This window comes from Lutimonas saemankumensis, assembly GCF_020171465.1.
GTDB lineage: Bacteria > Bacteroidota > Bacteroidia > Flavobacteriales > Flavobacteriaceae > Lutimonas > Lutimonas saemankumensis.
Map to the genome: position 1 here is coordinate 332,219 of NZ_JAIUZR010000004.1, position 23,013 is coordinate 355,231.

The 23,013-nt window shown below is 34.8% G+C and carries 21 protein-coding genes; 5 read left to right on the forward strand and 16 right to left on the reverse strand.

Going from position 1 to position 23,013, the window contains the following annotated elements:
* Window positions 1–32: 32 nt before the first annotated feature.
* Complete coding sequence (locus LCM02_RS09225) at window positions 33–404, reverse strand: DUF3127 domain-containing protein (protein ID WP_224930199.1); 372 nt, start codon at window positions 402–404, stop codon at window positions 33–35.
* A gap of 53 nt (window positions 405–457) precedes the next feature.
* On the reverse strand, window positions 458–1,324 hold the full coding sequence (locus tag LCM02_RS09230; protein ID WP_224928473.1) for a flavin reductase family protein: 867 nt from the start codon (window positions 1,322–1,324) through the stop codon (window positions 458–460).
* A gap of 100 nt (window positions 1,325–1,424) precedes the next feature.
* Here LCM02_RS09230 and LCM02_RS09235 point away from each other — a divergent pair, with 100 nt between their 5' ends.
* The gene (locus tag LCM02_RS09235; RefSeq protein WP_224928477.1) at window positions 1,425–2,621 is read left to right on the forward strand and encodes a sensor histidine kinase; all 1,197 of its coding nucleotides are present in this window, start codon (window positions 1,425–1,427) and stop codon (window positions 2,619–2,621) included.
* Here the strand turns inward: LCM02_RS09235 and LCM02_RS09240 are convergent.
* Together LCM02_RS09240 and greA are read right to left on the reverse strand one after the other, a co-directional pair.
* Window positions 2,615–3,010 (reverse strand): HIT family protein, encoded by a 396-nt coding sequence (locus tag LCM02_RS09240; protein WP_224928480.1) that lies wholly within the window; start codon window positions 3,008–3,010, stop codon window positions 2,615–2,617. The two genes, LCM02_RS09235 and LCM02_RS09240, sit on opposite strands and share 7 nt — an antisense overlap.
* Before the next feature lie 88 nt (window positions 3,011–3,098).
* Window positions 3,099–3,572, reverse strand: a complete 474-nt coding sequence (greA, locus tag LCM02_RS09245; protein ID WP_224928483.1) for a transcription elongation factor GreA — start codon at window positions 3,570–3,572, stop codon at window positions 3,099–3,101.
* 224 nt (window positions 3,573–3,796) lie between these two features.
* On the opposite strand from greA, the gene LCM02_RS09250 reads away from it, so the two are divergent.
* The 4 genes from LCM02_RS09250 to LCM02_RS09265 all read left to right on the forward strand — a co-directional run bounded on the left by LCM02_RS09250 (window position 3,797) and on the right by LCM02_RS09265 (window position 7,408).
* A complete protein-coding gene (locus LCM02_RS09250; protein WP_224928486.1) occupies window positions 3,797–4,222 on the forward strand; it encodes a hypothetical protein in 426 nt (141 codons plus the stop codon).
* Window positions 4,223–4,237: 15 nt separating this feature from the next.
* Window positions 4,238–5,389, forward strand: a complete 1,152-nt coding sequence (locus LCM02_RS09255) for a 5-(carboxyamino)imidazole ribonucleotide synthase (protein ID WP_224928489.1) — start codon at window positions 4,238–4,240, stop codon at window positions 5,387–5,389.
* 115 nt (window positions 5,390–5,504) lie between these two features.
* On the forward strand, window positions 5,505–6,302 hold the full coding sequence (locus LCM02_RS09260) for a DUF2797 domain-containing protein (RefSeq protein WP_224928493.1): 798 nt from the start codon (window positions 5,505–5,507) through the stop codon (window positions 6,300–6,302).
* A gap of 140 nt (window positions 6,303–6,442) precedes the next feature.
* Window positions 6,443–7,408, forward strand: a complete 966-nt coding sequence (locus LCM02_RS09265; RefSeq protein WP_224928496.1) for a hypothetical protein — start codon at window positions 6,443–6,445, stop codon at window positions 7,406–7,408.
* Between the two features lie 67 nt (window positions 7,409–7,475).
* On the opposite strand, the gene LCM02_RS09270 is transcribed toward LCM02_RS09265, so the two are convergent.
* The 12 genes from LCM02_RS09270 to LCM02_RS09325 form a co-directional block, all read right to left on the reverse strand.
* Window positions 7,476–11,207, reverse strand: a complete 3,732-nt coding sequence (locus LCM02_RS09270; protein WP_224928499.1) for a T9SS type A sorting domain-containing protein — start codon at window positions 11,205–11,207, stop codon at window positions 7,476–7,478.
* 123 nt (window positions 11,208–11,330) lie between these two features.
* Window positions 11,331–13,721, reverse strand: coding sequence for a GumC family protein (locus tag LCM02_RS09275; protein ID WP_224928502.1), 2,391 nt, complete (start codon window positions 13,719–13,721; stop codon window positions 11,331–11,333).
* Window positions 13,722–13,802: 81 nt separating this feature from the next.
* Window positions 13,803–14,663, reverse strand: a complete 861-nt coding sequence (locus tag LCM02_RS09280) for a hypothetical protein (protein ID WP_224928507.1) — start codon at window positions 14,661–14,663, stop codon at window positions 13,803–13,805.
* A 4-nt stretch (window positions 14,664–14,667) separates the two neighbouring features.
* Complete coding sequence (locus tag LCM02_RS09285; protein WP_224928510.1) at window positions 14,668–15,684, reverse strand: Gfo/Idh/MocA family protein; 1,017 nt, start codon at window positions 15,682–15,684, stop codon at window positions 14,668–14,670.
* Window positions 15,681–16,412, reverse strand: a complete 732-nt coding sequence (locus tag LCM02_RS09290; protein ID WP_224928513.1) for a WecB/TagA/CpsF family glycosyltransferase — start codon at window positions 16,410–16,412, stop codon at window positions 15,681–15,683. The genes LCM02_RS09285 and LCM02_RS09290 overlap by 4 nt, the downstream gene beginning before the upstream one ends.
* Before the next feature lie 29 nt (window positions 16,413–16,441).
* On the reverse strand, window positions 16,442–17,338 hold the full coding sequence (locus tag LCM02_RS09295) for a hypothetical protein (RefSeq protein ID WP_224928517.1): 897 nt from the start codon (window positions 17,336–17,338) through the stop codon (window positions 16,442–16,444).
* Window positions 17,339–17,436: 98 nt separating this feature from the next.
* On the reverse strand, window positions 17,437–18,330 hold the full coding sequence (locus tag LCM02_RS09300) for a glycosyltransferase (protein WP_224928520.1): 894 nt from the start codon (window positions 18,328–18,330) through the stop codon (window positions 17,437–17,439).
* On the reverse strand, window positions 18,327–19,175 hold the full coding sequence (locus tag LCM02_RS09305; RefSeq protein ID WP_224928524.1) for a glycosyltransferase family 2 protein: 849 nt from the start codon (window positions 19,173–19,175) through the stop codon (window positions 18,327–18,329). Before LCM02_RS09305 ends, LCM02_RS09300 begins: the two co-directional genes overlap by 4 nt.
* Entirely contained in the window at window positions 19,169–20,383 is a 1,215-nt protein-coding gene (locus tag LCM02_RS09310) for a hypothetical protein (protein ID WP_224928526.1), read from the reverse strand. Before LCM02_RS09310 ends, LCM02_RS09305 begins: the two co-directional genes overlap by 7 nt.
* A gap of 74 nt (window positions 20,384–20,457) precedes the next feature.
* Window positions 20,458–21,144, reverse strand: a complete 687-nt coding sequence (locus tag LCM02_RS09315; protein ID WP_224928529.1) for a CatB-related O-acetyltransferase — start codon at window positions 21,142–21,144, stop codon at window positions 20,458–20,460.
* Between the two features lie 18 nt (window positions 21,145–21,162).
* Window positions 21,163–22,113 carry a hypothetical protein gene (locus LCM02_RS09320; RefSeq protein ID WP_224928532.1) on the reverse strand — a complete coding sequence of 317 codons (951 nt, stop codon included), beginning with the start codon at window positions 22,111–22,113 and terminating at the stop codon, window positions 21,163–21,165.
* Between the two features lie 58 nt (window positions 22,114–22,171).
* The gene (locus LCM02_RS09325) at window positions 22,172–23,008 is read right to left on the reverse strand and encodes a hypothetical protein (protein WP_224928535.1); all 837 of its coding nucleotides are present in this window, start codon (window positions 23,006–23,008) and stop codon (window positions 22,172–22,174) included.
* Between the last annotated feature and the right edge of the window lie 5 nt (window positions 23,009–23,013).

The following is a 23,013-nucleotide window of genomic DNA, read 5'->3' on the forward strand; positions in this document are numbered from 1 at the left end:
TGGTTTTAATTTAATCGTATGAACAAATGATCCTAGAATGGAAGATCGTCTGGTTCATTTTCGTCGATATTCGTTGCGGGAGCAAAACTTGCAGCATCCATCGGCGGTACCTCACCCTGAGCTCCTGCCTGAACTTTCTCAATTCTCCACCCCTGGATGGAATTGAAATACTTGGCCTCGCCCTGAGGATTGATCCACTCTCTTCCTCTTAGATTGATACTTACTTTAATTTCTTCTCCTTCATTAAAATTGTTCAATAAATCACATTTATCCTGTACAAATTCGATCAATAACATTTGTGGATACTGCTCATCCGTGGTAAGGACCATTTCCCTTTTTCTGAATCCATTGTTTCCAAATGTCTTTGTTTCGTCAATCTTTTTGATTTTTCCAGTTACTTCCATTTCTAAATTGTCTACTATTATTATTCGTCTGTTTAATTCATTTTTTAATTCACTCATTTCGACTTCCCAAGGAGTATCTTTAAGGCACTATCAACATCGTTCCTGGCTAAAAAGTCCTGAGCAAATTTATGCTTTTCATTTATTTCTGGGGTCATAAATTGGGGATTGTCTTGCAGAAACTTATTAACATCCGACTCCTCAGGCAAATGTTCCACATTACCTAACTGACCCAGGTCATTCCCGCTTAAGATGTCACTATTCCTAATGTTTTCAGGCAATGCATCAATTCCAATTCCTTTATTTTGCAAGGGTTTGGGAATTTCAAAAAATGATTCTCTTGCCCTGCTGTAAAAACTTCCTCCTGCTCTTGCCACAAGGTCCAGTTTCACCTGATCAATTTTACCTTCTTCATCCAGAACCTTCTCCTCCACATGCATACAGACCACCTCGCAAATGATCAGGTTGCCTGCACCACCTTCATGGCCCATTTCCTTGATCTCAAGAATCTTACACTCAAACTGAACCGGAGATTCCTTTACCCGAAACGGTTTTACCTTTTCAGATTCGATCATTGTAAACCCTGCCTTTTCAAATTCGTTGACACCTTTGCCATATTCAGTGCTTGCAAGGGAGGTTTGCTGGACGATGTCATGGGTAACCACATTAATGACCACCTCCTTTATTTCCATAGCATTTTCCAAAGTGTGTTTGGTAGTGTTATCCCTAACCCTTCTTGCAGGTGAAAAAATCAATATTGGAGGGTTTGCACTGAAGACATTAAAAAAACTAAAAGGAGAAAGGTTGGGCCTTCCTTTTTTATCAACGGTACTCGCCAGTGCAATCGGCCTTGGTGCAACCGCTGAAAGCAAGTAGGAATGCAAGGTAGAAGTGACTGTATCTTTCGGGTGAATTGTTAACAATTGAGCGTATTTTTCAACAAAAATAGCTATAATTATTTTTACATATAATAAGCGCTTTAATATTCAGTTATAAAACAAGAATATTATATATTTGCTCTTGATGAATCAACTCCCTAGTAGTAAAACTCTTATCAAATGGTCGCTGATCCTGGCGTCATTTTTAATAGTTTCTTCCATTTTATGGAATACGAATCAGTTTTTCAAACAATTCAAGAATGAAGAGCGCATCAAGATGGAAGTTCTCGCCACTGCCTATGAGAATTTTAACAATGCAGACCTTGACATCGACGTATCACTTGAAGAAAAAATCATTCAGAGCAATCGCAGTATCCCCATGATCATCACCTATGAAAATGGTGATATCAACCGCTGGGCCAACCTTGATGTTGAAAATACCAAGCGTTTTACCAAACTGGATGTCGATGATCGTTTATACCTGAGTCGACAGTTACAGATCATGAAGCAGGAAAATGAACCTTTGATCGTTAATTTTCAATTAGACAACGTCAATATCACCGAAAAGATCTATTACAGAGACTCCGATTTACTGAATCGTTTACAGTACTACCCTCTGGGCCTTTTATTGATCCTGATCCTTTTTGGTACCATCATTTACCTGGCCTTTAAATCGAACAAGATCGCGGAGCAAAATAAACTGTGGGCGGGTATGGCCAAGGAAACCGCACATCAGATCGGGACTCCCCTTTCTTCATTACTGGGATGGGTTGAGTTACTGCGTATGGAAAATGTGGAAGAGGATACCGTTCAGGAAATCGAAAAGGATGTCTCGCGTCTTAATACCATTGCTGACAGGTTCTCCAAAATTGGTTCTGTTCCAAAACTAACCCGACATGAAATTGTTGCTGAAACCAGTACCGCATTTGATTATATTCGTTCGAGAAGTTTTAAACAAATCGAATTTAACTTTCATACTGAAACCGATAAACCGATTTATGTAGACCTAAACCTTCAGCTCTATAGCTGGGTAATTGAAAACCTGGTGAAAAATGCCATTGATGCCATGCAGGGAAAAGGTAAGATCGATATCCATGTGACACAGGAAAACGCCAATGCGGTAATTACCATAACGGACACCGGAAAAGGAATCCCGAAAAGGCTTCACAAAAAAATATTCGAACCCGGATACACTACGAAGAAAAGAGGATGGGGTCTTGGATTGTCACTTACTAAGCGGATCATCAACGACTATCACAAAGGTCGTATCTATGTCAAAAAATCAGAAATTGGAAAAGGAACTACGTTTCAGATCCAGTTAAAAATGGCTGAGGATCAGTAAACCATATTCCTCGAAATCTCGTTAGCAATTTCCTGAAATAGTTCCGGGGTCAATTCTTCTTTTTTAGAAAAATTAGCATCTGCCATGCTGTGCAATGGAATCAGGTGCACATGTACATGCGGCACTTCCAATCCTATAACACTCATTCCCACGCGCTCGCAAGGAACCGCCCGCTCAATGGCTTTTGCCACCTTATAAGAAAATCGCATCAGCTTCAAGTATTCATCTTCACTGAGGTCAAAAATCTTATCATCTTCTTTTTTAGGCACAACCAGGGTATGTCCCTTGGAATTCGGATTGATATCTAAAAAGGCGAAATAATGATCATTCTCTGCCACTTTATAGCTCGGAATTTCTCCATTAATGATCTTGGTGAATACGGTACTCATAGCTTTGGTTTGGTAATTAATTGTAACTAAGATACAATTTTTATAAGAGAATTTCCTTGGACTCGAACCTTAGGTTTAAAAACTGAAATTATCTCGAAATACTCAAAATCTCAAATTTCATGATACCACTTGGAACCTGAATCTCAGCAATATCACCTACTTCCTTTCCTAAAAGTCCTTTCCCAATGGGAGATCCTACAGACAACTTCCCCTGTGAAAGATCTGATACGGCATCGGCTACCAGCGTGTATTCAAATTCCATATTATTCTCAATATTCTTGATCTTCACCTTAGATAAAGCCAATACTTTTGAAGTATCAAGTAAGGATTCGTCTATAAGCCTTGCCTTCGACAAAGTATCTTTTAATTGCGCGATTTTATATTCGAGCAAAGACTGCTCCTCCTTGGCAGCGTGGTACTCTGCATTTTCACTCAGATCACCCTTATCTCTTGCATCAGCAATTTCCTTGGTTACTCTTGGTCGTTCTACGTGTTCCAATTGCTCAAGCTCATCTCTCAGTTTTTTCAACCCCTCGGCTGAATAGTAGGCTACATCACTCATTTCTAAACAATTTTATATTAAAATCCTTGGATTGTTCCCTGATATATAAAGACAAAAAATCTCGAAACCAAAGAATTTGGAATGAGATCTAGATACAAATGTACCAAATTCTGTTTTATAAACGAAAATACCTGGCAATTATTTAAAATATGTTGCACTTTGAACCCTATAAATCCGTGCCAAACAAGCCAAAATATTTGTAACTTGCGCCAAAATTCAAAAAGGTGAAAAAACTTTGGATCTTGCTTATATCGTTGTCGTTTTTTTCATGTAATGATGATGGAAATGAATTTGATGACCTGTTACCGGATATTCCTGTAAATCAAACAATTTTTTTAAATAATCCTGAATTTATCGACCTTCAGGTTGTTGGAGGATGGGCCTATTCACAAGGAGGGATCAGCGGCATAATTGTGTACCATTACGGAATTGACACCTACATTGCCTATGAACGAAGCGCCCCGCATCTGAGTCCGACTCCCTGTTCTACGATGACCGTGAAAAATGGCCTTGTTATGAAGTGCGCCTGTGATGATAGTGAATTCAATATTCTTAACGGGGCACCTTTGACCGAGGGAGTGAATTATCCGGCCAGGCAGTACCGTGTTATTGCAACGGGCCCTAATACCTTACAAATTACCAACTTTTAAAATCTTGTTCATTACGTGAAAAATTACTTTTCTTCAGACTTTAGACTCGGAGTCCTCGGAGGAGGCCAGTTAGGCCGTATGTTGCTTTCAGAGACACAGAAATACGACATTTTTACCGTCATACTTGACGGAGATAAAAATGCTCCTTGTTCCCAGATTTGTAATGAATTTCATCATGGAAGCCTTATGGATTTTGACACGGTGTACGACTTTGGAAAAAAGGTTGATGTTTTGACCATTGAGATCGAACATGTTAATATTGAGGCTTTAAAAAAGTTGGCTCAGGAAGGCTTAAAAATCTTTCCTCAACCTGAAATTCTTGAAATTATTCAGCATAAAGGCCGTCAAAAAGACTTTTTTTCCGAGCACGGCATCCCTACGGCACCTTATTCCCGATTTGGCTCAGTTGCGGAATTGCGGGCCTCGGATGATGTGGCGAGCTTCCCTTTTGTATGGAAATCGGCGCAATTTGGGTATGACGGGACAGGAGTAAAAGTAATTCGTTCGGCCACTGATCTGGAAGGATTGCCTGAAGTGGAATGTATAGCGGAAGAAATGATTCCCTTTAAAAATGAACTGGCGGTGATCGTTTCTCGTAATGAGAGTGGAGAGATCAAAACCTACCCTGTTGTCGAAATGGAATTCCATCCTACGGCAAATCAAGTGGAATACGTAATATGCCCGGCTCGAATTGATGCTTCTGTGGCTGAAAAAGCCCGTGAGATTGCATTGAAGGTAGCTGATCAGTTTGGAATTGTAGGTTTACTGGCTGTTGAAATGTTCCAGACCAAAGATGATGAAATTTTGGTCAATGAGGTGGCCCCCCGAACCCATAACTCGGGACATTACAGTATAGAGGCGTCTTATACCAGCCAGTTTGAACAGCATATGCGCTCCATATTGAATATGCCACTGGGAAATACCGATAGTAAAGTGGCGGGTATCATGGTCAATTTGGTGGGATCCGAAGGGTTTTCAGGAGATGTAGTCTATGAAGGCATGGAAGATATCCTGCATATTCCCGGGGTAACACCACATATTTATGGTAAAAAGCAAACCCGCCCATTCCGAAAAATGGGCCATGTGACCATTGTGAACAAGGATATTTCAAAGGCGAGAGAGATCGCCGCTATGGTGAAAAGTACGATCAAGGTGGTAGCAAAGTAGTTCTATTCAGCCTAAAAATTAAAGAAAATCAGAAAGTATATTTAAAATACCTGACCGGCTTTAATAATTAGCGATCAAAATTTACTATTTTGGACTTCCAGAAAATCAATTCGTAATGAAATATACCGGAGTCCTTAAAAAAATGGCCACGGAGAATACTGTACCTGTTTCTTATTTTCTCGATATGGGAGAGGATTTCCTCAATATGAATCAACTGATCGGGAAAACGCTGTCCATTGAATTCGTAAAGTATCAGTGCCTTGCATGTGGAGAAGATAAAAAGATCTTTAGACAAGGCTTTTGTTATGAAGATTTTTTTAAACAGCCTCAGGCCGGAGACTGGATCATGAGGCCTGAACTGAGCACGGCTCATCTTGGAAAAGAGGACCGTGACCTTGAATTTGAAAAGAAGATGCAACTGCAGCCTCATGTTGTATACCTGGCCAATAGTTCAAATGTAAAAGTAGGTGTTACACGTAAGGCCCAGATTCCTACACGATGGATCGACCAGGGAGCCCATGAAGCCATTGAAATTGTGGAAGTTCCTAATCGTTATCTGGCAGGAATCACCGAAGTCGCCTTAAAAGAACACGTTGCTGATAAAACCAACTGGCGAAAAATGCTGACCAATTCAGTTGAAGATGTTGACCTGGCAGAGCAGCGCGATAAACTTTTTGAATTCGTTCCGGAAGAAGCTAAAGCCTACATTATTCAGAATAATAAAGAAACCCCAATTTCATTTCCGGTTGAGCTGTATCCTGTAAAAATCAAAAGTCTTAATCTTGATAAAACTCCGAGTTATTCGGGTGTATTGAAAGGTGTTAAAGGGCAGTATCTGATCTTCGAAAATGGTACCGTTTTTAATGTGAGAAATTGGGAAGGGTATGTTGTGGAAATAACTATAGACCTCTAAAGCTTTCATTATTTCTTGAAAAATAGCTTCATGATTTGTAAATATGTTTGAATAGAAAAAATTGAAAAATTACATATCAGGTCTTTTTAAAAATTTAATTTTAAGAAGAATTTTATGTAATTAGTTATGAAATAATAATGATGGAAAAGACCAATATTCTAGTCTTAGGCTTGTTAAAAACCGGATCAAGCGCATTGATTGATTTATTAAAAGAATATGAATGTTTTGGCTTGATTCCTGATGAATTCAATGATTATCGTGCACCAGGATTGGTTGCAGATCAGTTAACATTTACTCCTGACGATATATTTCCAAATAAAATTGAAAAAATAACGCATTTCAAACAAAAACTAAGGTTGATTTACAACTTGTTCCCAATCTTTGAACTGAAAAAAATAAAGAATTCCTCATTTAAAGATCGGTTTTATTTCAGCAAGAAGCGGATTAAAGAATTGAATTCCTTAAAATCATTAAATAAAAAATTGATTTCAAAGGATGAATTGGAGGATAAAATTCATCACACAAGATTATGGATTAAAAATTTAGGAGTGATACATGCAAAAAACAAGCCCTATATTTTATTCAATCAACCTCTTGAAACAGTAAATGATATTGATATTTGGAAAAAAGTTTTCTTCCCATTCAAATTAATAGTGGTTTTAAGAGATCCTAAAGATCAACTAGCTGATATTATCAATTTTGGATATTTATATGAAACGTTTGGTGACCCGTTTATGACTTTAAGCGGAGTTACATTAGAGACAATTTACGGGAGAAACAGGGCTGGAGCTTTGAATTTTCATATTGATGCCATAAAGAGAAGATTGGAATGGGTAGATTCACTGAAAAATCATCTGGAACCCGATAGCTTGTTGCTTATAGATTTTAAAGATCTTACAGTTAATTACGATGAAACCTTAAATGCCATTGAAGAATTTATAAAGGGTATGAAGAATAAACACAACAAGAAGAAATTGTTTTTCGACCCTAAAACCGGGCAAAAAAGTATTGGTATCTATAATGAATTCCTGAATAAAAAAGAATTAAAATCTATAATTGAATTAGAAGAACTATATGAAAAATTAGTAGGTGCTAACTCAGAATAGAAATCTCTGAATGACCCACCTGTCATATTGATATTTGAACCAAATCAATAATGATAACCGGGTTTGTTTATTGCACTATTAGTTTTTTTGTTATGTTTTGATTCAGACTAATTAGACGGACAAAGTAAACTCCTTCACTGAAACCTGAAACATCAATATCCTTCTTTATATAATCCTCCTGAGAAGACAGAATTTCTCGATATACAATACTTCCTTTCGAATCATTTATTATAAAGGAAGAGTCATTTTCCAGATTATCTACACTGATGAACAAATCTTTTTTGGTGGGGTTCGGATACAAGTAAAAATCCGGGTTTATTTCATTCCTTTCACCGATTCTATTATTACAATTTTCAACAGTTACTGTAACACGATCTGTACTCATTACTCCTTCAACCGAAACTGATAATTCATAGGTGGTAGTTTCAGTTGGTGAAACCTCTATTTGATCCGTATTTTCACCTGAACTCCAAAGATATGAATCTCCCCCAGACCCGTAAAGTGTTACTGTCTCTCCCAAACAAATAGTCATATCTTCCCCTGCATTTGCCTCAGAAACAGGAGGAGAAGACTCTGCAATGCTGTTAACAAAAACCATTACACTATCGGAATCGATACAGGCTCCGTTAGATATTGTTACCGAGTACATCGTATCTGATTTTGGGCTCACTTCAATTTCTTTAGTTTCGGCACCAGTATTCCAAAGGTACGAATCACCTTGATTTGCTGATAACTTTATGGTTTCTCCTTCCAGAATAGTTACATCATCACCTGCATTTGCCTTAAACTCGTTCACAAACACAGTTACTTCATCGACATCTGATTTGTCACCTTCGCTTACCTTAACTGAATAAACTGTTGTAACATCCGGATTTACGGTAATACTTTTTTCAGTTTCCCCGGTACTCCATAAATAATTTGAACCTCCTCCTGCAGTTAAAACTATACTTTCCCCTAAACATATATCCTTATCCTCACCGGCATCAGCAATTATCGAATCATCTGTTGGAATTTTGTTTACTGTAACTTTTACGGTATCTATATCCTCACATAATCCTTCTCTTACTTTTACAGAATATATGGTAGAATTACTTGGGCTAACCACAATATCTTTCGTTGTTTCTCCCGTATTCCAAATATATGATTCGCCTCCACTTGCTGATAATGTTATTGTCTGTCCTTCATCGATAATCTTATCATCCCCCGCATTGGCAATAACATTTCTGACCGTTACTACAACATCATCTGAAGCTACTTCATCTGCATCCGAAACAGTAACAGTATAAGTTGTGGTGATATCAGGATTAACTTCTATACTTTGTGTGGTCTCACCGTTACTCCAATAATATTGAGATGCTTCGTTTGCTGTAAGTATAACACTTTCTCCTTTACAAATAATTTTATCATCTCCTGCATCGGCAATTAAAGATGATTTAGATAATAACAAAATTTTTGATGAAAATGGCTCCAGGAGGATATTCCCTGAATATTTCTTCCCTGTTAAGTCTGCCCAAGTCCCGGTAGGTATAGATTTTGACTCTTCCACGGAATTTCGATTGTATAAAAATAAGGATCTCTTTTTCGGCTGTACAACCTCCACTTCCTTTAGTACGATATTATCGATACTTATTTCCTGATCATTGAGTTTCCAAAATAACTTCACATTGTCATCATCATATCCTGACTTAAATAAAATCTTATATCGCTTAAACTCTTCATGCGGATAGATGGTCTTATTATGATAAATCCTACTTGAACCCCCATATTCCATGACCAGTAACCTGAATCCTTCCTTTGCGTTGGTTTTAGCATCAAATTCAACCGCATAAGTTTTATCCTTTTCAATTGAAAACTTAGTCGATCTTAAATATGGCGATGTGCCGTCACTTGTAATAAAAGAATTATCATTTGAGTTTTGCCTCGTACAATTTGTAAATTCATCAAAATTCTCCTCAAAATCATTATCAATTATAATTTTATTGGTCTTTTTTATCTCATAACTGTCCCATAAATAATTGTTGCTAACCGAATTGAGTTCCTGGTTTAAATATTCATTGCATTCGGGTATGGAATATTTTTCATCTAAAATTGAAGTCCTAAGGCCAAAAGCCTTTTCGTTATAAGGATTGATATAAATGTTATCACTGTAACTGGCGAAATCGAAATGTTCCCACGATCCATTGGATTTTATCGCCTCATATTCCTCACTGAGCAAAAATATTTGATTGTTCTTTACAACGTTATCAACCATATCTCCGCCGGCAGTGTCACTAAAACCCATTCTGTCTTCTCTTAGGTAAATACCATGCTTTTCTGTTTCATAAATTACATTCTTACTGGCAGTAACAGATTTGGTATTATGCATGTATATACCGTAATAAGTGTTTGAAATGGAATTACCATGAATTTTCACACCAGTTGCTTCATCATCAGCATAAATTCCATTCACTTGAGTTTGATTTTTTGATCCAATTATTATATTCTCTTGAATCAAAGTATTGACCATTTTCTCACCAATACAGTAAATTGCTCCTCCATCTGAAGAAATTAAATTAAACCCTGTAATCACATTATTTTTTACAATACAATTTGAATTGTGTACTCCTATACCATTATAACCAGTATCATGAACATAATTTTCAATAGTTTTTGAGCCGTAACCAGATGCCAGAATTCCATTTCCATTGTAAAAAATACTAGAACCCAAATGATGTTTAAGTGCAACCTCGGAAACTTCATTCTGATAAATATAAGCTCCCGGGCTTCTTGAATACAAGGATACTATGTATCCGTTTTTACAAATATTATTTTGAACTACTATGTCTCGATTGTCCTCATAATCCAATATTGCGTACTCTTTGCTTTTGTGAAGATAATTGTTATTTATTTCGATACCTGAAGATGATCTTATACTAATGCACCTATTCGAATAACCACTTATATCAACATTCTCAACTTTAATATTGGAACTTTGAAGAATCTCAATACCTCTGCTTGTCCCATCATAATTACCAATCCGAACGTCAACAGGTTCATTTCTTGAATAAATCAAAAATTTATATTTGCTTTCATCGTAATACCAATAGTCCTGATTATTCAAAAAACCGGGGTGGTTCACTACAAATATTTCCTGTTCATTTTTTAATTGGTAAGCATTAATATCCTCTTTCAACACTATTTCTCCGGTTGAACTGTTAAAACTTTCAACTACACCCTGTGCCCATCTCCAGGGTTGTGTTTTAACATGAACTGTTGATCCTTTAATATTTTCTTGTCCTATAAAATCAGGTACCTTAAAATTTCTGTTGCTTTTGACATCCTTGATTCTTGAATCGGTTGATTTTGCCAATTGGATCAAATCATCAGATTTGGCTGCCAGGTATACCGGTTTTAATGATACTGCCGCCCATAAATTATTTCCTTCATAAATCCATTTATCCGGCTTAACCATTCCAGTAATGGAAGCTCTTGAATTACCATAGGAGGTAATTATTATAGGTTTATCAACAGAACCATGAATATCTTTAATTAAGAGATGACCGTAAAACTCATCACCGCCTCTAAAAGCAATGATATCACCAGCCTTGAATCTGCCTGATTCCAAATTTACTTTATTCAACGTTTTCCAGGCGGTTTCCGGTGATAATCCATCATTACTATCACTTCCGGAATTTGACACAAAATATTCCGTGGCCTGCAGGGATAAAGACATCATAAACAAACCCAATATTATTGATTTTCGAATCAAATTCATATCCGGTCTTATTTTTCCGCAAAAGCTCAAATAAAGATTAGTCATAGCAAAAAATGAATCATACATGGATCGATCAGAATTCCTGTCTGATAGTCATGTACTTCATTCTAACGCAGAAAATTAAAATTTATTTTTCCTTTATCCCAGGAAATTGAATTCGGTGAGGCCCTATAAATCTAACCTCCAGGACCTTTTCCACCACCTTTTTTTTGCTTCGGAATATCCATAGCCATAGCCATAACCATAACCAGATTTTGAATAATCGGTTTGATTCAACAGCAAAGCCATATTTGGTAATCTGTTGTTGGAATGGAGCTCTTTTGGAATATTTAGAAGGCGTTTATCCAAATAATTCATTCTAACAACGTATATCACCAAATTAGCACTTTTTGTTAACAAAAGAGTATCTGTCACCAAACTAACGGGAGGGGTGTCAATGATAACATAATCATATTCATTTTTGACGTATTCAACCAAACCTTCAAATCTGGCACCCATTAATAACTCCGCCGGATTGGGTGGAATATCTCCAGATCTTATAATATCAAATTCAAAATTTTCAACGGATTCTATTACATCCGAATAATCCAATTTATGGTCTACTAAATAATTCGTCAAACCTCTACCCTTCTTCATATTCAGATATTTGGTGAGTTTTGGTTTTCTCAAATCGGCTTCAATAAGTAATACTTTTTTGTCAACAGAACTCAAAACAGACGCTAAATTAACCGATATGAAAGATTTGCCTTCAGAACCTATTGTAGAAGTTACATATATTGTTTTACCTTTTTCATCTGAATCAGAACCAGATCCGGAAATCATATAATTAATATTGGTTCTAAGGATACGAAATGACTCAGCCAAACTATCTCTATCGTGATCCTTAACTATTCTTATTTTTTTCGATTTCATTTTAGGAATATCTCCCAGGACCGGGGAAATAAAATATTTTTCTATGTCTTTACGATTACGAGTTTTATTGTCCAAAATTGAGTTTATCCCGATGATTAATACCGGAATCAGAGCACCAACAAATAAAGCTAAAGCATAGGTTTTACCCTTAGTGGGACTAACAGGTACATTTCGTCCGAAAGCCTTATCCACAATTTTTGCATTTGGAGATACTACTCCTTGTTTAATTGCATTTTCTTCTCTTTTCTGTAACAAATACAGATAAAGCGTTTCTATAATTTGCTGCTTTCGCTTTATGTCCTGTATCTCTCTTTCTTGTTCAGGGGCTTCAATTTGTTTATTAATTAAGAGCCTCTCCTGACTTCTTACATCATTTAAAGCAAATTCTATTGAAGACTTGGCATTATCTAGACTCTTTTGGATACTTTCTCTTAATTTTAATAGTTGTTCATCGAGATTGATTACTGTTGGATTCATTCGACTCGATCCTTTTAATATCCGGTTCCTTTCCAATAGCAATTGATTGTAAGTATTTGCATTATTTGTGGTACCTTCATCCTTGAGGCCCAAATTCGTAGGTATTAAATCATCTGGATTGTTGTTAACATAATCTATTACATATTCAATAATTCTCAATTGTGTGGAAAGGTTAACTATTCTATTCTCTATCTCTTTATTAAGCTCCAGAGTCAGACCTGACTCAAGGTCCATATTGGTAAGTCTGTTTCTCTTTTTAAAATCTTCTATTCCTTGATCAGCCAAATTCAATTCCGAAGAAATTTCATTGATTCGCATATTTATAAATGAATCCGTTCTTTCGGTTAACAAACGTCTATAATTATTTGCTTCATCATTATAATTCAGTATCAATACATTTAGGACGTCCTTAGCCTTTTCCAGAATATTATCTTTTAGTTTGATAGTCAGGATCGTTGATTTAATATCCTGATCTGCCTGTAATATTTCAAGCTGGCCTACATAATTTCGAACGACTTCTTCAAAAGGGTTCACTTTTACCAGTAAATTATTCATTGCCGGGGTCTGTCCTATATTGTTAGGAGTAATATTTATTTCCCCATATGATACCTTTAAATTTTCTCCATAACTTCCATTTGAAATATTGCCTCCATCAATATCCGTTAATTTATATCTTTCATTATCCACTGGAACTATTATGAAGCTCGTATCTCGCTGATAAAAAAGAGAATCAGTATTAAAAAAATTAACGCGAAATGGTACATCATCTTTATACAGTTCTGAATTGGCAACTTTATCGGGAACAAAATAGGTAATATTGATTTTGAGATCACTAACCACGGTCCGCATTAAACTTCTCGATCTTAAAATTCCAATTTCATTATTCAGAATATTACTGGAAGGACTGAAAATATTTAAATCCTGAAAAGCAGCTAATTCAGAGCCACTGCCGGAATCTCCATCATCAATTATAATAGTTGTTGCTGCCTGATAAACGTTCGAAGTCTTTTGCAAGTAATAATACCCTATTCCTGCTGCAATCACTATTCCGAGCCCTATCCACTTCCAATTGTCCAGAAGTTTTTCAAACATTGCCCTTAAATTAATTTCAGGATCTTGATTTTCTGTCAGCGAACCGAATATTGGATCATGGGTGCTTTCTTCTCTCATTTTTGTACTTTTTTATTTCAATAATAAATTATTCATTGCAACTGTAAAGGCTGTTGGGGTGACCAATGACATATTAACATTTCAGGATGAAATCAAATTTTCAATTAGACTTTTGGTTTCTATAATGTTTCCCTTTGATGATGCTCCAAACAAAACTGATTCTATTTTTTTGAATTGACTTAAATATTCGATTGCTGGTTTAGGTTTTATCGCTCCCGCTGCCAAAACCTGCATAGCGATAGGTCTGAATTCTTTTTCCTTTAAATACTTTTCGTAGAGTTCTTGACCACCACTCATTCTGAATCCTATTTTATTAATAGAACTACAAATAATAGGGTTTTCAATTCCAATAGAATTTAAAGCGTCTAACAGTTGTGGCATGTTCATAGTGATATAACCAGGTTCCGAATTGTATTTTCGCCTGATATAATTATCGAAATGTGCAAAAACATCATACATTTTTAATCCCAACACCAAATCGACCAGTACATTCTGAATAAAAATGACCGGAGTCTTGATTCCTTCGAACATTTTTAATTCAGAGTCTATCAATATTTCCATCATTTTATTAAAATCCTTATTGACCACAGCAAGGCCTCCCTTGGCAGCCAGGCTGAATATATTCCCCGGAACATATTGTTTTATGGTTCCTAAAATTCCCAATTCAGTAACTGCATTTGCATATTTATGAGCATAAGGCATACAAGGATAAATTTCAAAATCTTGATACCTCGCCGGGTTTTTCCTCATAATTTCAGTAATCTCTCCGATTTGATCATGCGTTGTACACATAAATGTCCCAATTCCTAAATCAATGGCCTGATCCAAGACCGCCATAATAGATTTTGTATCCTTAAAACGAATTGACTGGGCTCTTGATTTTTCATCTGATAAATGATTGACAGCGAAAAACTGGTTATCACCGTATAATACTTTATTCATATTTCTAATTAATTGCATCCGATTTTAATAATTCTATAACCTTATCCGTGTACAAAGCCTGTTCAAAGTTATTGATCTTTCCATCCTTTCCATCCTTAACATTATTTACAAACGATTCTAACTGTGCTGAATATTCTTCTCCCCTCAGATAAAAATTCACTGGAATGGCTAGATCTGTAATGTATTTAATGGACCATCCCTTTGATAGGTTCTCCTCCTTGTTTTCTTTTTTCAAATATATTTTGATCTCTGTTGCATCGCAGATAATTTTTCCTTTCTCACCAAAAACCATTAGGCTTGTAGACATTTTTCTATAGGTCTCATCGCTCCAATTAACTGAAAGGGTACCTGACAATCCTGATTCCAGAGTTAAAGAGGAGAAAACCCCATCTTCTACATGTTTGCTGAAAAACTTTTTCAGCATTGTTCCTTTTGCCATTACCGGTTTATCAATAATTTCCTGAATTAAATTGATAACATGAGATGCATAATCGTACAAACATCCTCCTCCTTCCTCGGGCCTGGCTCTCCAATTGCCACTCTTCGACTTGGTAATTACCGGCCCGTAAGCCTCTCCTGTGAAATGAAGTAGATTACCAATAACATTATTGTTCAAGAGACGTTTCATCTCCCTAAAGGTTCCAATAAAATGGTTATGATACCCTACTTGATTTATAATATTATTTTCAGTTGCCAAAAGAACTAATTCTGAACCCTCTTTTAGATTTAAAGTAAATGGTTTTTCACAAAAAACATGGATCCCTTTTTTTATAGCCATCTTGACAATTGAAAAGTGAAGTTTCGTTGGTGTAGCAACAACAACAGCGTCTAGATATTGTTTTTCAAATAGCTTTTTGTAATCGTTATAAACCTTAATTTCGGGATTATACTTTTTAAACGCATTGCAGACAATTGCTGATTTATCGCATATTGCGACCAATTCTACTCCCTCAAGTCCGCCGAGTATAGCAGCATGTGAAAGACCCATTTTGCCTAATCCAATTACGGCAATTTTTATCATATTTTTTTAATTTTAAATTTTATCAATAAAAGATCTTTAAAAAAAATCATTTGATTTCCAATATTCCGCTTGAATACCTCGGGTCTTAGAAATATTCTAATAAACCACCCCAATCTCAATTTAAACCAAATAGGATGTATTGATTTTTGAGTTCCTGCATACCAATCAAAAACATTTCCAATACAAATAACGATTTTAGCATTCAATTTGTCACGATTTTTTATTGCCCATTTTTCCTGTTTTGGGCATGTCATCCCGATGAATAAAATATCTGGCTTAAAAGAGTTCACCTGATCTATCATTAATTCATTATCCTCATCGGAAAATTCTTTCTTAAATGGAGGTGAAAAAGTTCCAGCTTCAACCAAAGGAAAATCTATTTTTAATCTACTTTCTATTTTATTCAATACCTCTGTAGTGGATCCTAAAAAAAAAACTTTACCTCTTGTTCTTTGAAATCTACTTATGAAATGATGAAAAACATCCGGCCCCTGATTACGTTTAATATTTTTACCTTGCAATAAAATAGAGGATAAAGCAAAATAAACTCCATCCAGTACCAGATAATCAGAATCCTTTAAAGCAAAATCAAACTCTGTATCTTTAGTTGCGATCCCATACGAATTAGGGCTTATGGTGTTGATTACTTTACAAGCACCATCTTCAATTTTTATTTTAGACAAAGAATCTGAATAAACTTTGTAGTTCAAAGTTCTGATAAAATTCATTTCAGTACAATTTATTATTTACAAGCCTCCTAATTCTTAACCAGAAAAGAATCATTCAATTTATTTTGTAAATAATCCTTTATCTTCTTCAAGTTTATTTTTTCGTACAGAACAATCATATTCGGATTTATGAAAATTCTATTTGCTCCAGCTTCGTGTAATGATGTATGTAATGATACATGTTCACACTTTACCTCAACGCTAGGGTCATCATTCTCCAAAATGTAGTATTCTTTCTTTTTTAAAATATCATAATTGTATATCGTCAAACCTCCATAAGCGGAATAGACCGGAATAAGGGGTATTCCTTTTTTTAGAAAAGACCATTTTTTCCGGTTACTATTTATTTCTCTTTCATTTTGCGCCAAGTTTTCTTTACCATATTCAACTAACGCATAAGTATCGTGAAATCTTCTCTTCAAAAATTTAGAATACGAATATCCATTGGCACATACTACGTCCCAAATATCTGATAATCCAAAAGAATGGGCTATACCATTGATTTCAAAATCCTGGATGTCCAAATCAATAACTATTACAAAATCGAATTCTTCCTGATGATCCGCCAAAAATGACATGTATTTATTCCTAAAACGAACCATTTTCGAAATCCTGTATTCAGAATAAAATTTATTTACACCATTTATATCCTTTTTGGGAATTGTTTTTTCATTATAATCTTCACATCTGACATTAACCCCCATTGAGGTTTCTTTCCATTCTTCTAACAACTCTTTGGTTCTGTCAGAACTATCGTTTTCAAAAACTATAACTTCACTTCTTTTGAATTTTGACCTTAAAGTCTCAATTTTCGGAATATTCCTAGACAATTGTGATTCACAATTACGAACAATTGAACAAATCACAACAGATGATTCCTTCATTTTTAAATATCCTTTTTTAGCGATATTTTGGTCAATTCTCATATTTTTCAATTCGGATCTATTAATCCTTTTACCTTTGATAATCTGTAAATTCTCTTATAAAATATTTCAGCCTCTGAATTAAAGTGAATATAATTGTTTTAAAATCCGTTTTTCAATTTGTCAATAAGCCTGTTGTAAAAAGAAAATTTTAATTTAAATTCTTTGATTAATTGAACACTCATTTTTGCCGGGGCATCAAACTCAAAGTGTTTTTTGTTTGAATTATCCAGTTTGGTATCAAATCTTCTCGTTGTTTTTGTATGAGTGGCATTTTCCCCAATTCCAATGGATTCAACTTTTGAAATAGAAGGAAATATGGTAAACTGATTACGTCTATACTGATTATAACACCAACGAACAGCCCACGAGTCAATTTTACCTGACATTTGCTTTTCAAGCATTCTAGTTAAATCGCTGCCTCCTTTATTGAATTTTGTTTTTTCAAGAAATGATCTCTTGAAAGTTTTGTAATCCTGAATTTCCCAATCAATATCCTGCCAGGATCTTATCCAGGTTCCCCAGCCCCATGATGAAGCTCTTAACCCAATATAATAATCCGATTCCCTGCCTTTTAATGATGGTAGGTCCATAGTGTACCCGGAAATTGAAAAAATGGAAGCATCATGCTCATAGAAATCTAAGGCCTCATTCATAAAACACAAGAAATTTGGCGAGGTGATCAGGTCATCTTCAAGTACTATGACTCTTTCAAATTCATTCATTATTTTGGTGACCCCTGAAATAACTGAGGAAGCTAATCCTTTATTAGTTTCTGAACAATAAATGGTTACACTTTTAAAACCTTCAATGGTCTTTAGATACTTTCTAACTTCATCAATTTCAGAACCTGACATACAATCTTTCGGACCATCAGAAAAAATAAATAAATCACTATCACCTGTTAAATCATTCATTTTCAAAGCCTCAACGGTCCTAATAGTTTCGTTCAACCTGTTATAAGTAAACAAGCAAATAGGTGCTAGATTTTTCAAAATTCATCTTTTTTTATTCGACCATATAATTGTGGAAAAAGAACCTTTATATAAGCCTTAAAAAAATCTAGTATCCAACGATTTCCCCAAAATTTGCGTCTGAAAACAACGTATTCCCTTATATTAAGGCCATTAGGACTGTGAAAATGTTTAAGCCGCTTTCTGAAAGAAACAGCCGGATTAAAACAGTCCTGAACATTATTAATTTCACAGCTCCCTATATAACATCTTGTTGTATAGTTTTTAAATCCGGCATTAACAGCTCTCAATCCATAATCAAAATCACCCATTGCATGGGTGTAACTGTCAGATAAATTACCCAAGCAGCTATAAACAGCATGAGGAATGAGAACAATGTTACCGTTTATATATTTACATTGCTGTATCTCTCCATTTGGAATTACTTTTCCATTTTCAGATCTTCCTCCATAGGAAAAAATATCCTCTGAGTCTGAAATTCTGCATGCCCCAACAATTATAGACTCTTTTGCATTTTTGCCAAGGATCTCGTGATATGATTCAAATAATTCAATCAATGCGATCTTGTCTAGAATAACATCATCATTTAGCCAAATAAAAAAATCAAAATTACCCTTTTCAATTGCAGTCTTCCATGCCAATCGCATTCCTTGATTCCAGTATAATGTTCCATCTCCTTGAATGATTCTGACTTTCGGAAAACTGGTTTCAATTGCTGATTTCGTACCATCCGTTGAGCCATCATCCACCAGAAATATCTCAAATAAATGATCCTTTGGTTTTCTTGTATTAAAAAACTCTTTTAAACAAGTTATTGTTTTGTCTCTTCTATTATGACAAGTCATCAATACGGCAACATTTACCATCTTCCTAATTGATTAAAAAATGTTCTTACTTGATTATCATTCATTTTTCTAAACAGTTCATTTGTAACCAGGCCAGTGATTAAAAAGAAAAAGTAAAAATTCAAGTCGTATTGTGTGAATTCCTCAACAAAAGACAAACTCCATCTGGTTGCTATTAATAAACCTAATATTTTAACCAAATTATTATTGGACTTGGTTATTGCCAAATAGGAAATTGAAAAGAGTAGAAAAAAATAGAGGCTCAGTCCTAAAATTCCATATCTCAAAATAATATTCAAGACTGCAACTTCCGAGGAATACCTGCTGAATCCAAAAAAATTACTGAAATATGATCCATTGGCTCCTTTCCCTAAAATCAGTTCCTTTGAAGACTTAAAGGAAGTTAATACTTCATAATACAGAAATGTTCTTGAATCTTTAACCGTACTCTGTTTTGATTTTTCAGTGATACTCAAATCTTTCATTTTATCTATTTCCTGAAAAATATTATACTTTACGGTCACAGCTAAAATTAAAAACATTATTGGGGTAATAAAAAAAACTAGATGGATCCATTTAAAAAAACTTTTAGGTATGTAATTTCTAATATAATAGATACCCAATAGCATAACAGAAATAGTTATTTTTAACATATTGGTCCTAAAAGTTAAATCAGCAAAAAAAGAAGCTATGGCAACCAAACTAATCAATATTTTCCATTTTAATTTCATGAAAGGAATGAATACTATGAAAAAAGTTACGGGGTACACTAATCTTGCATAAAGCTCCGGCTGGTCCGGAAAATTTAAATAGCCTATTGGGATAAAAGGCCAAAAAAAGGGAAACATAACCAGTAGAACGAATCCAAAGATTTTAATAACCAGGCTCAAATTAAGCCCTACAAAAAATAATAAGGACACAAAGGTGAAAGAAAACGAATTTACTAATAAAAACTTCCAGTCAAAGTAATCGTTTGCCAGAAATGCTCCTCTTAATAAATTCAATATGCACCATGAAATCCACAACAAATAAGATATTCTTATTGTCATGGGAATTGAAAATTTCTGATTGAATGGAAGATACATCAATATAAAAATTGAAACATATATTAATCCTATGGCAACAGTATTAAGAATACCAACTTCAACGCTGTTTTTTGTTACCATGGTTAACGTATCCGTCAAGATAATCGACACCAATGTGAATAAAATGAATATTGAATACTTCATTTATCTTTTTAAATTTCCATTTCGATTAAACTGAAAATATATTTCAAAAAGTTCCAACTGAATTGATAAATAGATCATTTATACTTTCTCCTAAAATCTTTAATAATTTCCATTTCTTCGATTTCAAAAGGGTCATTATCCCACCATTTCGAAATCATTAAGTCTTCATTGGTCTTTGAATCTAAGCGATATTTAATAATTTTGGCCGGAACTCCTGCTACGATCGCAAAAGGAGGAACATCTTTTGTCACTACTGCTCCTGCCGCAACTACCGCTCCGTCACCAACTTTAATTCCGTCCATGATTATGGCTCTGGTCCCTATCCAAACATCGTTACCAATTAGGATCTTTCTATATTCTTGATAATCAGCGTCCTGGTCTACTACTTTCATTTTAAGAGGATTTCTAACCCTGTAAAAAATAGGTGAAGTTGAAAAATAATCTAGAGGGTGAGAACCTAAACCTATAATGACCTCACTGGCAATTGAGCAATAGTTTCCAATTGTAGTATTTTGAATTAGAGATTTTTGTCCGCAGTAAGTAAAATTACCAATATGGCTTTTATTTATAGTGCATCCCGATAGTATATGTGATCGGGACCCTACAGTTGAATCACTTGTAAAGGAGGATCCACCATCAATAATGGATTTTGAAAATTTTATTTTATTCTGAATATCTCTTGCTCCTTTATTACACAACTCCAATAATTCTTTTAAAAGTCCTAAAGGAAACAATAAAGTACGTGAAACAATTCTTATCATATCTATAATTTGAAATATTTACCAATAGCATCCACCTTCAATCATATCTGCATTTTTTGGTTTTTCATCAATTCCAGGTCTTACCCAATTTTCATTGAATAGATTCTCATATGGCCATACAACAAATTCTTCCCATCGCTTACCCTTTATACCAAACAACAACTGAGTCACCCCTCCTAAATGTACCGCTTTCTTTCCCGATCTTTTCACATGTGCCGCCAGTGGAAAACCATAAGCACCGCAACCTAGAATGCAAATATCGTAGTCCACCTGATCTATTTGATTTTTCATATACTCCAAGGCTTCAAACCAGGTTTTAAAATCAGTATCATTATAGCTTATGCTCTGAACAGCCTTTATCGTTTTCAATTCAAATTCAGGTAAAACAGGGCTATCAAACAACAATTCTCTTTTTTTATACTGATGCTCGATCGTTTTATTAAAAGGATGAACAACAAGCACTTTTTTATTCTTTAAAGCAAGGGTCCATGGGTTTTCAGAAAAAAAAGGCTCCAAATCTTCAAGTACAACTTTTTTACAATTTTTTAAATAATCCCCATAATATTTTTCTTCATTAAGCCAAGATCCCAGAATATCCAATTCTTTCATATCACTCAGCATTAATTCACAAAATTTTTCAACATAAGCTACCGTACCGGGAAAGAATCCTGAATTCCTTGTCAACTGATTAATGACCGACTTTTCCCACCACCAGGGTGGAGTGTTATTGACTATATAACTTTTTCTGCTTCTAAACACTTTTCTTTTTACTCCAATGTAATTGGTAATCGTGCCTAATTCGCTTGACCCAAATCGTCCTATCATGCAAGGCTCCTCTGAAATCAATAATTTATGAATCAATTCCTGGGAATATTTTTTGTTAGAAAACATTTTCCAATTTCTCAATTCATTTCTTTTGCCTGTAAGTATCTGATAAATACTTCTAACAATTTTTAAAAATAAATTCATTTTTTAGTTCAAATTAAACAAAGATATGGGTTGCCCTTTATTGGGAACCCTCCCGATTTCATTTCAGTATATATTCTTTAAAATGAAACCATTTTACAATCATTCTATTGAATTGATTCTTAAATTTAAAAAACAGAGGTTTATTGATCTCGTTTTCAACGAACCCCCGGATGGAAAAATCCATTTGAATTCCATTTGAATTGAATAAGGGAACAACTTCTTTTTTCCATCTCCCTTGGACGATTCCTGTGAATATATATGGAATAATCTCATGCTTATCCTTTATAACCCAATTACTGTCAACTACGTAAAAATTGTGGTTTTTATATTGACTCCTTTTAGAGGCAAACTCTTCAAATTGCCATGCACTTTCATAGGATCTCAAATAGCTCAGCAAAACTTCTTTTCTCCACAAAGCTGCCTGACAGCTCACCCTGTATCGTTGATTTTTTAAAACAGGTCTGAGGTTTTTATACTTTCCGGGTTTGGTTAAGTCCGCTAATACTGACTGATCTGTAAGGTGAATACAATCAACCTCATTGTTGTCATTCATCAATTTAACATAGGATTCTATTATCTCAACATTCACGTTTCCTCGAAAAAAATAGTCCTCTTGCAAATAAAGTATAACCTCTTCTTCTATTTTTTCAAGAGCCCTGATCAAACATTCACTCCATGCAACCCTATGAGCATCTTTCTGCTTTATACACACTCTTAAGGGAACAATATCCAGATTTTTACAATTGTAATCTTTGTATTCAGTATTGAGATATAATTTACCTTGATAATTCTTCCAATATTTCGAAAAAAGGGTAAAAAACGGATCCCAGCAGTCATCAAAATTATCGCAGGAATTTACTAATATCGAAAAACTATTATTTGATAGTCCTTTCATGATCT

Coding starts and splice junctions, on each gene's coding strand:
- LCM02_RS09225 (WP_224930199.1), bottom strand. CDS start 404: ATGGAAGTAACTGGAAAAATCAAAAAGATTGACGAAACAAAGACATTT.
- LCM02_RS09235 (WP_224928477.1), top strand. CDS start 1,425: ATGAATCAACTCCCTAGTAGTAAAACTCTTATCAAATGGTCGCTGATC.
- LCM02_RS09240 (WP_224928480.1), bottom strand. CDS start 3,010: ATGAGTACCGTATTCACCAAGATCATTAATGGAGAAATTCCGAGCTAT.
- greA (WP_224928483.1), bottom strand. CDS start 3,572: ATGAGTGATGTAGCCTACTATTCAGCCGAGGGGTTGAAAAAACTGAGA.
- LCM02_RS09260 (WP_224928493.1), top strand. CDS start 5,505: ATGAAATATACCGGAGTCCTTAAAAAAATGGCCACGGAGAATACTGTA.
- LCM02_RS09265 (WP_224928496.1), top strand. CDS start 6,443: ATGGAAAAGACCAATATTCTAGTCTTAGGCTTGTTAAAAACCGGATCA.
- LCM02_RS09270 (WP_224928499.1), bottom strand. CDS start 11,207: ATGACTAATCTTTATTTGAGCTTTTGCGGAAAAATAAGACCGGATATG.
- LCM02_RS09275 (WP_224928502.1), bottom strand. CDS start 13,721: ATGAGAGAAGAAAGCACCCATGATCCAATATTCGGTTCGCTGACAGAA.
- LCM02_RS09280 (WP_224928507.1), bottom strand. CDS start 14,663: ATGAATAAAGTATTATACGGTGATAACCAGTTTTTCGCTGTCAATCAT.
- LCM02_RS09285 (WP_224928510.1), bottom strand. CDS start 15,684: ATGATAAAAATTGCCGTAATTGGATTAGGCAAAATGGGTCTTTCACAT.
- LCM02_RS09290 (WP_224928513.1), bottom strand. CDS start 16,412: ATGAATTTTATCAGAACTTTGAACTACAAAGTTTATTCAGATTCTTTG.
- LCM02_RS09295 (WP_224928517.1), bottom strand. CDS start 17,338: ATGAGAATTGACCAAAATATCGCTAAAAAAGGATATTTAAAAATGAAG.
- LCM02_RS09305 (WP_224928524.1), bottom strand. CDS start 19,175: ATGGTAAATGTTGCCGTATTGATGACTTGTCATAATAGAAGAGACAAA.
- LCM02_RS09310 (WP_224928526.1), bottom strand. CDS start 20,383: ATGAAGTATTCAATATTCATTTTATTCACATTGGTGTCGATTATCTTG.
- LCM02_RS09315 (WP_224928529.1), bottom strand. CDS start 21,144: ATGATAAGAATTGTTTCACGTACTTTATTGTTTCCTTTAGGACTTTTA.
- LCM02_RS09320 (WP_224928532.1), bottom strand. CDS start 22,113: ATGAATTTATTTTTAAAAATTGTTAGAAGTATTTATCAGATACTTACA.
- LCM02_RS09325 (WP_224928535.1), bottom strand. CDS start 23,008: ATGAAAGGACTATCAAATAATAGTTTTTCGATATTAGTAAATTCCTGC.